Annotated in this window: 10 protein-coding genes; 9 read left to right on the top strand and 1 reads right to left on the bottom strand. The window is 57.5% G+C overall.

From position 1 onward, the window contains the following. Positions 1 to 40 precede the first annotated feature (40 nt). Complete coding sequence (gene map, locus KGA96_RS05220) at positions 41 to 823, bottom strand: type I methionyl aminopeptidase (RefSeq protein WP_057716174.1); 783 nt, start codon at positions 821 to 823, stop codon at positions 41 to 43. A 371-nt stretch (positions 824 to 1,194) separates the two neighbouring features. On the opposite strand from map, the gene rpsB reads away from it, so the two are divergent. The 9 genes from rpsB to bamA all read left to right on the top strand — a co-directional run bounded on the left by rpsB (position 1,195) and on the right by bamA (position 11,125). Beyond that, positions 1,195 to 1,932, top strand: a complete 738-nt coding sequence (gene rpsB, locus KGA96_RS05215) for a 30S ribosomal protein S2 (RefSeq protein WP_008052780.1) — start codon at positions 1,195 to 1,197, stop codon at positions 1,930 to 1,932. A 189-nt stretch (positions 1,933 to 2,121) separates the two neighbouring features. After that, complete coding sequence (gene tsf / locus KGA96_RS05210) at positions 2,122 to 2,985, top strand: translation elongation factor Ts (protein WP_046041122.1); 864 nt, start codon at positions 2,122 to 2,124, stop codon at positions 2,983 to 2,985. Positions 2,986 to 3,194: 209 nt separating this feature from the next. Continuing rightward, positions 3,195 to 3,938: a UMP kinase gene (gene pyrH, locus KGA96_RS05205; RefSeq protein WP_003222124.1), complete on the top strand. Its 744-nt coding sequence runs from the start codon at positions 3,195 to 3,197 to the stop codon at positions 3,936 to 3,938. Further along, a complete protein-coding gene (gene frr / locus KGA96_RS05200; protein WP_008000041.1) occupies positions 3,935 to 4,492 on the top strand; it encodes a ribosome recycling factor in 558 nt (185 codons plus the stop codon). Before pyrH ends, frr begins: the two co-directional genes overlap by 4 nt. A 13-nt stretch (positions 4,493 to 4,505) precedes the next feature. Then, the gene (uppS, locus tag KGA96_RS05195) at positions 4,506 to 5,261 is read left to right on the top strand and encodes a polyprenyl diphosphate synthase (protein ID WP_046041127.1); all 756 of its coding nucleotides are present in this window, start codon (positions 4,506 to 4,508) and stop codon (positions 5,259 to 5,261) included. Beyond that, positions 5,261 to 6,067 carry a phosphatidate cytidylyltransferase gene (locus KGA96_RS05190; protein WP_046041129.1) on the top strand — a complete coding sequence of 269 codons (807 nt, stop codon included), beginning with the start codon at positions 5,261 to 5,263 and terminating at the stop codon, positions 6,065 to 6,067. The genes uppS and KGA96_RS05190 overlap by 1 nt, the downstream gene beginning before the upstream one ends. Continuing rightward, positions 6,064 to 7,254 (top strand): 1-deoxy-D-xylulose-5-phosphate reductoisomerase, encoded by a 1,191-nt coding sequence (ispC, locus tag KGA96_RS05185; RefSeq protein WP_046041130.1) that lies wholly within the window; start codon positions 6,064 to 6,066, stop codon positions 7,252 to 7,254. Before KGA96_RS05190 ends, ispC begins: the two co-directional genes overlap by 4 nt. Before the next feature lie 53 nt (positions 7,255 to 7,307). Beyond that, positions 7,308 to 8,660, top strand: a complete 1,353-nt coding sequence (gene rseP, locus KGA96_RS05180) for a sigma E protease regulator RseP (RefSeq protein ID WP_046041133.1) — start codon at positions 7,308 to 7,310, stop codon at positions 8,658 to 8,660. A gap of 74 nt (positions 8,661 to 8,734) precedes the next feature. Next, entirely contained in the window at positions 8,735 to 11,125 is a 2,391-nt protein-coding gene (gene bamA / locus KGA96_RS05175; protein WP_046041135.1) for an outer membrane protein assembly factor BamA, read from the top strand. Positions 11,126 to 11,136 lie beyond the last annotated feature (11 nt).

Genomic DNA, 11,136 nt, shown 5'->3' with positions numbered 1-11,136 from the left:
GATTGGCTTTCCTTTCTATAGGCGATGTACGGTAACGGGATCAGGCCGAAACGCGAGGGATGGTGTCATCGCTGCGCAGGGTGAAGATCTCGTAGCCGGTTTCGGTCACCAGCAGGGTGTGTTCCCACTGTGCCGAGAGCTTGCGGTCCTTGGTGATCGCGGTCCAGCCGTCACCCAGTACCTTGGTGTCGGCACGGCCCTGGTTGATCATCGGCTCGATGGTGAAGGTCATGCCAGCCTTGAGTTCCATGCCGGTGCCCGCGCGGCCGTAGTGCAGGATCTGCGGTTCTTCGTGGAATACCTTGCCGATACCATGGCCGCAGAATTCGCGAACCACCGAGAAACCGTTCTTTTCCGCGTGCTTCTGGATTATTTCGCCGATGTCGCCCAAGCGGCAGCCGGGTTTGACGATCTCGATCGCCTTGTACATGCATTCCTGGGTCACCTGGGACAGGCGTTCGGCCCAGACCGGCACGTTGCCGACGTGGAACATGCGGCTGGTGTCGCCGTGGAAACCGTCCTTGATGACGGTGACGTCGATGTTCAGGGTGTCGCCATCCTTGAGCGGCTTGTCGTTCGGGATGCCGTGGCAGACCACATGGTTGATCGAGGTGCAGATCGACTTCGGATAGCCCTTGTAGTTGAGCGGGGCAGGGATGGCTTTCTGCTCATTGACGATGTAGTCATGGCAGATCTGGTTCAGTTGATCGGTGGTAACGCCTGGCTTGACGTATTCGGCAATCATTTCCAGCACATCGGCGGCCAGTTTGCCGGCGATACGCATTTTGGCAATATCCTCGGGGGTTTTGAGGGTGACGGTCATACAGGCTCTCTCTGCGCCAGGCGGCGCTTTCTAAACGGAAAGGGCGTTTCGCGATGGATTTTCGCAGCCCTGAAAAATGCGATTCTACCAGACGATCAGTGCAAATCTGCGCCTGTGTGCATCGCTTCTCTCTATAGAATGGTGCATTCTTGGCGGATTCCAAGGGATGGAGCAAAACGCTCGCCAGGATTTCAGAATCCGGGTTCCGTTTTGCCCTGCCTTGTGGTATAAAATGCGCCGCTTTCCGGGGATGTCCCGTAAAGCCTAAATCCACACACGTGTCGACACGATGACCTGGGTGCCTTCAGCTGATGCTGCTGGTTGGTCATTGGGATACGTGGAGGCCAAACCCGACTTATTAAGGAACTATCATGTCCCAAGTCAACATGCGCGATATGCTGAAGGCCGGTGTGCACTTCGGTCACCAGACCCGTTACTGGAACCCGAAAATGGGCAAGTACATTTTCGGCGCGCGTAACAAGATTCACATCATCAACCTTGAAAAAACCCTGCCAATGTTCAACGAAGCTCTGACTTTCGTAGAGCGTCTGGCCCAGGGCAAAAACAAGATTCTGTTCGTCGGCACCAAGCGTTCCGCTGGCAAGATCGTTGCTGAAGAAGCAGCACGTTGCGGTTCGCCGTACGTCGATCACCGCTGGTTGGGCGGTATGCTGACCAACTTCAAAACCATCCGTGCTTCCATCAAGCGTCTGCGTGACCTTGAAGTTCAAGCCGAAGACGGTACTTTCGCCAAGCTGACCAAGAAAGAAGCGCTGATGCGCACTCGTGACCTGGAAAAGCTGGATCGTTCCCTGGGTGGTATCAAGGACATGGGCGGTCTGCCAGACGCTCTGTTCGTTATCGACGTTGATCACGAGCGCATCGCGATCACCGAAGCCAACAAGCTGGGCATCCCGGTTATCGGCGTAGTCGATACCAACAGCAGCCCGGAAGGCGTTGACTACATCATCCCAGGCAACGATGACGCAATCCGCGCTATCCAGCTGTACATGGGTTCGATGGCTGACGCTGTTATCCGTGGTCGCAACAATGTTGCCGGCGGCACTGTAGAGTTCGCAGCTGAAGAAACTCAGGCTGCAGCTGAGTAATTGACGCCTTGGCGTTGACTCAGTAAGCAAAAAGGGGGCTTGGCCCCCTTTTTGCCACCTCGAAAACCATTTGTCGGCGCCCACTGCTCTATCTGTAACGTGCGGCAGCTAACAAGGGTGGTTCGGGAAGAATTGATCGCCCGTTCGATCGGGTGGAATGGTTGAAAACCTATCCAAGAGGATTTTGAAATGGCAGAGATTACTGCAGCGTTGGTCAAAGAACTGCGCGAGCGTACTGGCGAAGGCATGATGGATTGCAAAAAGGCCTTGACCAAGGCTGGCGGCGACATCGAGAAAGCCATTGATGACATGCGTGCTTCGGGCGCCATCAAGGCCGCCAAGAAAGCCGGCAACGTTGCCGCTGAAGGCGCTATCGCCATCAAGGCTGACGACAAGGTAGCCGTGCTGCTGGAAGTCAACTCGCAGACCGACTTCCTGGCCCTGCAAGACGACTTCAAGAACTTCGTTGCTGCCAGCGTAGAAAAAGCCTTCGACGAAAAACTGACCGACGCAGCTCCGCTGATCGCCGCTCAGGAAACGGCTCGTGAAGCTCTGGTTGCCAAAGTAGGCGAGAACGTCAACATTCGTCGTCTGGTACGTGTAGAGGGTGACGTTGTCGGCACCTACCTGCACGGTAACAAGATCGGTGTTGCTGTTGTTCTCAAGGGCGGCGATGTTCAGCTGGCCAAAGAGATCGCCATGCACGTGGCGGCAAGCAACCCTGAATTCCTGCTGCCATCGCAGGTTTCGCCAGAAGCCATCGAGCGCGAGAAGGGCGTTTTCCTGACCCTGAACGAAGACAAGATGAAAGGCAAGCCAGCTGAAATCGTCGAGAAGATGATCGCCGGCCGCATCAGCAAGTTCCTGGCTGAAGCCAGCCTGGTTGAGCAAGCTTTCGTCATGAATCCGGAAGTCACCGTAGGTGCCCTGGCCAAGAAAGCCGGCGCTGAAATCGTTTCCTTCACTTACTTCAAAGTAGGCGAAGGCATCGAGAAGCCAGTGGACAACTTCGCAGAAGAAGTTGCTGCCCAGCTGGCTGCCGCCAAGCAATAAGACGGTTTTTGACTGTCGCCCAGAAGAGGCTGCCCGCTCACGCGCGCAGCCTCTTTTCAGATGGGGTATCAATTTTTATTTGGTTTCCCTTTGGAACTGGCTTACAAAGCCATGTTCCGATGGCGCTGAAGCAGCGCCAAGCTAGAGTGAGCGCCAGCTGTAAACAGCTCGCAAAGAATTTTTAAAATACGCCGCAGGAGAGATTCGCAATGGCTCAGCAGGGCAGTGGTTATCAGGCTCGCTATAAACGCATTCTACTCAAGCTTAGCGGCGAGGCCCTGATGGGCTCGGAAGAGTTCGGGATCGATCCGAAAGTTCTGGATCGCATGGCATTGGAAGTTGGCCAGCTGGTCGGCATCGGTGTTCAGGTCGGTCTGGTTATCGGTGGTGGCAATCTGTTCCGTGGTGAAGCGCTGAGCAAGGCTGGCATGGACCGTGTCACCGGCGACCACATGGGCATGCTGGCCACTGTGATGAACGCCCTGGCCATGCGCGACGCCCTCGAGCGCGCCAACATCTCGGCCATCGTGATGTCCGCTATTTCCATGGTTGGCGTGACCGATCACTACGATCGTCGCAAGGCAATGCGCCACTTGAATTCCAAGGACGTGGTGATTTTCGCGGCCGGTACCGGCAACCCGTTCTTTACGACGGATTCGGCAGCCTGCCTGCGTGCAATCGAAATCGATGCCGATGTCGTGCTCAAGGCGACCAAGGTCGATGGCGTCTACACCGCTGACCCGTTCAAAGACCCGCATGCCGAGAAGTTCGATCATCTGACCTACGATGAAGTGCTGGATCGCAAGCTGGGTGTGATGGATCTGACGGCCATTTGCCTGTGCCGCGACCACAAGATGCCGCTACGCGTATTTAACATGAACAAGCCCGGCGCCCTGCTGAACATCGTACATGGCGGCGCTGAAGGAACCCTGATCGAGGAAGGCCAACAATGATCAACGAAATCAAGAAAGACGCTCAAGAGCGCATGCAGAAGTCCGTGGAGTCGCTGGCGCACAACTTCGGCCGCATTCGTACTGGCCAGGCGCACCCGAGCATTCTGGAAGGCGTGATGGTGCCGTACTACGGCTCCGACACCCCGATCAAGCAAGTGGCCAACATCACCGTCAAGGACGCCCGTACCCTGCAAGTCGTTGCTTTCGAGCGCAACATGCTGGGTGCCGTCGACAAGGCGATCGGTAGCGCAGGTCTGAACCTGAACCCGACCAACCTCGGCGAGCTGCTGTTGATCTCCATGCCTGCCCTGACCGAAGAAACCCGCAAGGGCTTCACCAAGCAGGCTCGTGACGTCGCTGAAGATGCCCGTGTTGCCGTGCGCAACATCCGTCGCGATGCCAACAGCCAGCTCAAGGATCTGGTCAAGGAAAAAGAGATCAGCGAAGACGAAGAGCGTCGTGCGACTGGCGAGATCGACGATCTGACCAAGAAGTTCGTGGCTAAAATCGACGCGGACCTGGCGCAGAAAGAAAAAGACCTGATGGCCGTATAAGGGTCGCGTTTTCATGGAAAAGACCAAGCAGTCTGCACCGTCCGCGGTGCCGCGCCATGTCGCGATCATCATGGATGGTAACAATCGCTGGGCGAAAAAACGCTTTATGCCGGGTGTCGCCGGGCATAAAGCGGGCGTGGATGCGGTACGTGCCGTCATTGAAGTTTGTGCCGAGGCCAAGGTCGAAGTGCTGACTCTGTTCGCCTTTTCCAGCGAGAACTGGCAGCGTCCGGCCGATGAGGTCAGCGCTTTGATGGATCTGTTCTTCAAGGCGCTGCGTCGTGAGGCCAAGCGCCTCAACGACAACAACATCAGCCTGCGGATCATTGGGGACCGCTCGCGCTTTCATCCCGAGCTGCAGGCAGCCATGCGTGAAGCCGAGGCCATGACGGCCGGCGCCAATCGTTTTGTGCTGCAGATCGCCGCCAATTACGGCGGGCAGTGGGACATCGCGCAAGCTGCGCAGCGACTGGCACGAGAGGTCCAGGCCGGACACCTGCGTCCGGAAGACATTACGCCTGATCTGCTGCAGACCTGCCTGGCCACGGGCGACCTGCCGCTGCCGGACCTGTGTATCCGCACCGGTGGCGAGCACCGCATCAGCAATTTCCTGCTCTGGCAGCTGGCCTATGCCGAGCTGTATTTCTCCGACCTGTTCTGGCCGGACTTCAAACACGATGCCATGCGCAATGCGCTGGCCGATTACGCTTCCCGCCAGCGCCGCTTCGGTAAAACGAGCGAGCAGGTCGAGGCTGGAGCCCGGGTTTAATGCTTAAACAACGAATCATCACCGCACTGATCCTGCTACCGATTGCCCTGTGCGGGTTTTTCCTGCTCGAAGGTTCCGGTTTTGCACTGTTCATCGGGCTGGTCGTGACCCTTGGTGCCTGGGAATGGGCGCGTCTGGCGGGTTTCGCCGGTCAAGCGTTCCGCGTTGGCTATGCCGCTGTGGTCGCTTTGGCGCTGCTCCTCATGTACATCCTGCCCGGCCTCGCACCTTGGGTATTGGGTGCTTCAGTGTTGTGGTGGGCTGTGGCGACGTATCTGGTGCTGACCTATCCGCGTTCGAGCGAGCATTGGTCCACTGCGGCGACCAAATTGGTGATCGGCCTGTTGATTCTCCTGCCGGCCTGGCAAGGTCTGGTGCAGATCAAGCAACACCCGTTGGGTAACTGGCTGATCATGGCGGTGATGGTGTTGGTCTGGGGTGCCGATATTGGCGCCTACTTCTCCGGTCGTGCTTTCGGCAAGCGCAAGCTCGCACCGCAGGTCAGTCCGGGCAAAAGCTGGGAAGGCGTGTACGGTGGTCTGGCGCTGAGCCTGGTGATTACCACAATCGTTGCTCTGGTACGCGACTGGACGGTGGCCGAATTGTTCAAAGGGTTGATCGGTGCCGCGCTGATCGTGTTCATTTCGGTGGTGGGTGATCTCACTGAAAGCATGTTCAAGCGTCAATCCGGGATCAAGGACAGCAGCAATCTGCTTCCCGGTCACGGCGGCGTGCTGGATCGAATCGACAGCCTGACGGCAGCGATCCCGGTGTTTGCGGTGCTGCTGTGGATGGCGACCCCATGAGCCGCCCGCAACAGATTACCGTTCTGGGCGCGACCGGCTCGATTGGCCTGAGTACGCTCGACGTCATCGCTCGTCACCCTGATCGATATCAGGTCTTTGCCTTGACTGGCTTCACCCGCTTGAGTGAATTGCTGGCGCTCTGCGTGCGCCATGTGCCGCGATTTGCCGTAGTGCCTGAAGTCGCAGCTGCCCGCACCCTGCAGGATGATTTGCGCGCTGCGGGTCTTTCGACCCGTGTTCTGGTGGGTGAGGAAGGTTTGTGTCAGGTCGCTTCCGATCCGGAAGTCGATACAGTCATGGCGGCCATCGTCGGTGCAGCGGGATTGCGCCCGACACTGGCGGCAGTCGAGGCCGGCAAGAAGATTCTCCTGGCCAATAAAGAAGCGCTGGTCATGTCCGGTGCGCTGTTCATGCAGGCGGTGCGCAAGAGCGGTTCGGTATTGCTGCCGATCGATAGCGAGCACAACGCCATTTTCCAGTGCATGCCGCTGGATTATGCCCGTGGCCTTGAGGCAGTCGGCGTACGTCGGATTTTGCTGACGGCTTCCGGCGGTCCGTTCCGACAGACGCCAATGGCTGAGCTGGCGCATGTTTCTCCCGATCAGGCGTGTGCTCACCCGAACTGGTCCATGGGGCGAAAAATCTCCGTTGACTCGGCCAGCATGATGAACAAGGGACTTGAGTTGATCGAGGCCTGCTGGCTGTTTGATGCCAGGCCATCCCAGGTCGAGGTGGTGATTCACCCGCAAAGTGTGATCCATTCGCTGGTCGACTACGTCGATGGTTCTGTTCTGGCGCAGCTGGGTAATCCGGATATGCGCACGCCCATCGCCAATGCCCTGGCCTGGCCTGAGCGGATCGATTCTGGTGTGGCGCCGCTGGATCTGTTTGCCATTGCGCGGCTGGACTTCCAGGCGCCCGATGAAGAGCGTTTCCCTTGCCTGCGTCTGGCCCGTCAGGCGGCCGAAGCGGGTAACAGCGCGCCGGCCATGCTCAATGCGGCGAACGAAGTGGCGGTGGCAGCATTTCTCGACGAACGGGTTCGTTACCCGGAAATCGCGAGTATCATCGAAGAAGTACTGAGTCTGGAGCCCGTAGTGGCAGTGGATGATCTCGATGCAGTGTTCACGGCAGACGCGAAGGCGCGATTGCTGGCCGGACAATGGTTGAGCCGCCACGGGCGGTAAATGCTGCGGATAGTTGGCCCAGGCAGCAGCGGATAGGAATGCGGAGAAAGTAGATGAGCGCGCTCTATATGATTGTCGGCACCCTGGTCGCACTGGGTGTGCTGGTTACCTTCCACGAGTTCGGCCATTTTTGGGTCGCGCGTCGCTGTGGGGTCAAAGTACTGCGCTTCTCCGTAGGCTTCGGCATGCCTTTGCTGCGCTGGCACGACAAGCAGGGCACCGAATTTGTCGTCGCCGCCATTCCGTTGGGCGGCTACGTCAAAATGCTCGACGAGCGCGAAGGTGAAGTACCGCTCGATCAGCTTGATCAAGCCTTCAATCGTAAATCCGTTCGTCAGCGCATTGCCATCGTAGCAGCGGGGCCGATTGCCAACTTCCTGCTGGCATTCGCGTTCTTCTGGGTATTGGCGATGCTCGGCAGCGAGCAGGTGCGTCCGGTCATCGGCGCTGTCGAGTCCGGCAGTATTGCGGCCAAGGCAGGTTTGAGCCCCGGCCAGGAAATCGTGGCCATTGATGGCGAGGCAACTTCCGGCTGGGCGGCGGTGAACCTGCAGCTTGTGCGTCGCCTGGGCGAAAGCGGTTCGTTGCAGATAATGGTGCGCGAACAAGGTTCCACGGCCGATTCTCCTCGTGAACTTGCGCTGGACAAATGGCTCAAAGGGGCTGACGAGCCTGACCCTATCCATTCGTTGGGGATTCGTCCGTGGCGTCCGGCATTGCCGCCTGTCCTGGCCGAACTCGATCCAAAGGGGCCGGCTCAGGCTGCCGGCCTGAAGACCGGAGACCGGTTGCTGGCGCTCGATGGTCGTACGCTGGATGACTGGCAGCAGGTTGTCGATACCGTCCGTATGCATCCTGCTACCAAAATCATGCTGCGGGTTGAGCGCGACGGTGCTCAAATCGACGTCCCTGTGACGCTTGCCGCTCGCGGCGAGAGCAAGTCACCCAGCGGTTATTTGGGGGCTGGGGTGAAGGCGATCGACTGGCCACCGGAGATGATCCGCGAGGTCAGTTACGGGCCATTGGCAGCAATTGGCGAGGGGGCTCGACGCACCTGGACCATGAGCGTGCTGACCCTCGATTCACTGAAGAAAATGTTGTTCGGCGAGCTCTCGGTAAAAAACTTGAGTGGACCGATAACCATTGCTAAAGTGGCGGGCGCTTCGGCCCAGTCGGGTGTTGCTGATTTCCTGAATTTCCTTGCTTATCTGAGTATTAGCTTGGGCGTTCTGAATTTGTTGCCCATTCCGGTACTGGATGGGGGGCATTTGTTGTTTTATCTGATCGAGTGGGCGCGTGGTCGTCCCTTGTCAGATCGGGTGCAAGGTTGGGGGATACAGATCGGCATCAGTTTGGTGGTCGGGGTGATGTTGCTTGCTCTGGTCAATGATCTGGGTCGACTGTAACGCTTCGCTGAATTGCGAATCTGCCGCATTTTGCGGCAGTTTGTTTATTGCCAGTTGGAATAAGAAAGGACTTCATGAAACGTCTGCTGCTAACTGCGGTTCTCACCGTATTGATGATCGCCGAAGTTCACGCCGAGTCCTTCACTATCTCTGATATTCGCGTCAATGGCCTCCAGCGGGTCTCCGCGGGTAGCGTCTTTGGTGCTTTGCCGTTGAACGTCGGTGAACAGGCGGATGATCGTCGCCTGGTGGAATCCACTCGTGCGTTGTTCAAAACCGGTTTCTTTCAAGATATCCAGCTGGGCCGCGATGGCAACGTCCTGGTCATCACGGTAGTCGAGCGCCCGTCGGTCGCCAGTATCGAGATCGAAGGCAACAAGGCGATCTCTACCGAAGACCTGATGAAAGGCCTCAAGCAATCCGGTCTGGCCGAAGGCGAGATTTTCCAGCGTGCCACCCTTGAAGGTGTGCGTAACGAGCTGCAACGCCAGTACGTCGCCCAGGGTCGCTACTCGGCTACCGTCGACACCGAAGTGGTGCCACAGCCGCGTAACCGCGTCGGCCTGAAGGTCAACATCAACGAAGGCACCGTTGCGGCTATCCAGCACATCAACGTGGTGGGCAACACGGTCTTCCCTGATGAAGACCTGATCGACCTGTTCGAACTCAAGACCACCAACTGGTTGTCGTTCTTCAAGAACGACGACAAGTACGCCCGTGAAAAACTGTCCGGTGACCTGGAGCGTCTGCGTTCCTATTACCTGGATCGTGGCTATATCAACATGGATATCGCTTCGACCCAGGTCTCCATTACGCCAGACAAGAAGCACGTGTACATCACCGTCAACGTCAACGAAGGCGAGAAGTACACCGTTCGTGACGTCAAGCTCAGCGGTGACCTGAAAGTCCCTGAGGACCAGGTCAAGTCCCTGCTGCTGGTGCAAAAAGGCCAGGTGTTCTCGCGCAAGCTGATGACCACCACCTCCGAACTGATCACCCGTCGCCTGGGTAACGAAGGTTATACCTTCGCCAACGTCAACGGCGTGCCTCAACCGCACGATGAAGATCACACCGTAGACATCCTGTTCGCGGTCGATCCGGGCAAGCGTGCCTATGTGAACCGCATCAACTTCCGTGGCAACACCAAGTCCGAAGACGAAGTGCTGCGTCGTGAAATGCGTCAGATGGAAGGCGGCTGGGCTTCGACCTACCTGATCGACCAATCCAAGACCCGTCTGGAGCGTCTGGGCTTCTTCAAGGAAGTCAACGTTGAGACCCCGGCCGTGCCAGGTGTCGATGACCAGGTGGACGTCAACTACAGCGTTGAAGAACAAGCCTCCGGTTCGATTACCGCCAGCGTCGGTTTTGCCCAGAGCGCCGGTCTGATCCTTGGTGGTTCGATCACTCAGAACAACTTCCTGGGTACCGGTAACAAGGTCAGCGTCGGCTTGACCAAAAGCCAATACCAGACGCGTTACAACTTTGGTTTTGTCGACCCCTACTGGACGGCTGATGGCGTGAGCCTGGGTTACAACGCGTTCTACCGCACCACCGACTACAACGACCTCGACGTCGATGTAGCGAGCTATGCCGTGGACAGTCTGGGTGCAGGCGTGAGCGTCGGCTACCCGATCAGCGAGACTTCGCGTCTGACCTTCGGCCTGACTGCGCAAGAGGACAAGATCAAGACCGGTCAATACACCGTCGACGAAATTTTCGACTTCGTTAACCGTGAAGGCGATCAGTACCTGAACTTCAAGGCTTCGGCCGGCTGGTCCGAATCCACCCTGAACAAAGGTGTATTGGCGACCCGTGGTCATTCTCAAAGCGTGACGGCGGAAGTCACCGTACCGGGTAGCGACCTGTCGTTCTTCAAGCTCGATTACCGTGGCCAGCTGTTCCAGCCACTGAGCGAAAACTACACCATGCGCCTGCACACCGAATTGGGTTATGGCGACGGTTACGGTTCGACCGATGGCTTGCCATTCTATGAAAACTACTATGCTGGTGGTTTCAACTCGGTTCGTGGCTTCAAGGACAGTACATTGGGGCCGCGTAGTACTCCGAGCCGCGGCGTACTCAGTACTGGCAACCCGGGTACTCTTGCTGACCCGGACCAGGATCCACTGCCGTTCGGTGGTAACGTCCTGATTCAAGGTGGTGCTGAGATTCTGTTCCCGCTGCCATTCGTCAAGGATCAGCGCTCGCTGCGGACTTCGGTATTCTGGGACGTGGGTAACGTGTTCGACTCCAAGTGCACTCAGTTTTCCAACACTGACCCAACTTCGAAGTCCAATACGCAGTGTAACGATGTCAGTCTGAGCAACCTGGCCAGTTCCGTCGGTGTAGGTGTGACATGGGTCACCGCGCTGGGTCCTCTGAGCTTTGCGTTGGCCATGCCAGTAAAAGAACCGGATAACGCTGAAACCCAGGTGTTCCAATTCTCTCTTGGCCAGACGTTCTAAGCGTCTGTCCC

The sequence above is a fragment of the Pseudomonas sp. GL-R-26 genome (genome assembly GCF_019947365.1).
Lineage (GTDB): Bacteria > Pseudomonadota > Gammaproteobacteria > Pseudomonadales > Pseudomonadaceae > Aquipseudomonas.
Note: the sequence above shows the minus strand (reverse complement) of the source record. Positions and strands in the feature narration are given on the sequence as shown.